Source organism: Burkholderia sp. A9 (assembly GCF_000801975.1).
Genome location: NZ_JSZN01000089.1, coordinates 1 through 608, shown reverse-complemented (window position 1 = coordinate 608; position 608 = coordinate 1). Strand labels below are relative to the sequence as shown.

1 protein-coding gene is annotated in these 608 nt (G+C 64.8%); it reads left to right on the top strand.

The features are described 5' to 3' along the window. Positions 1-449, top strand: a 449-nt coding sequence (locus PI86_RS15580; RefSeq protein ID WP_326929241.1) for a bleomycin resistance protein, incomplete at its 5' end; no start/stop codon positions are given. Positions 450-608 lie beyond the last annotated feature (159 nt).

Sequence of the window (608 nt, the reverse complement as noted above, 5' to 3'; positions counted from 1 at the left end):
TGCCGCATCATCTCTCCTTGAGGAACCGTATGGGATGGGCCGCCCTTGTGCCGGAGCTGATCTGCTCGGACGTCGCCGAAAGCGTGTGCTTCTATCGTGACGTACTGGGCTTCCGAATCCGATTCGAACGTCCGGAGGACGGATTCGCCTATCTCGAGATGGGGGCGGCTCAGCTCATGCTTGAACAGCAGCGCCCGGAGAGCTGGCTGACAGGCGCCATGGAGCGTCCGTTTGGGCGCGGGATCAATCTGCAGATCGAAGTCGGCTCGATCGGGCCGATCCTCGACCGGCTCCGTGGTGCGGGCGTGGCATTGTTCCGGGAACCCCGAACTTCCTGGTATCGTCAGGACGACCTGGAGCATGGCCAGATCGAGATGCTGGTCCAGGACCCCGATGGCTACCTGCTGCGCTTGGTGGAAATCCTCCCGGAACGACCGGTTCAAGGTTGACCGCGGGCCGTCCGCCGCGCGGGATGCTGCGTCCCCTCCGCTCCAGGAGGGGGCGGTCAACGGTTACCGGTGTTCGTCACTGCCGCGCCGTCCGCGCGTTGTCCGGCATCGGCTGGTTGTAGTTCGTGCGGAACGGATTGATGTCGAGCCCGCCGCGGC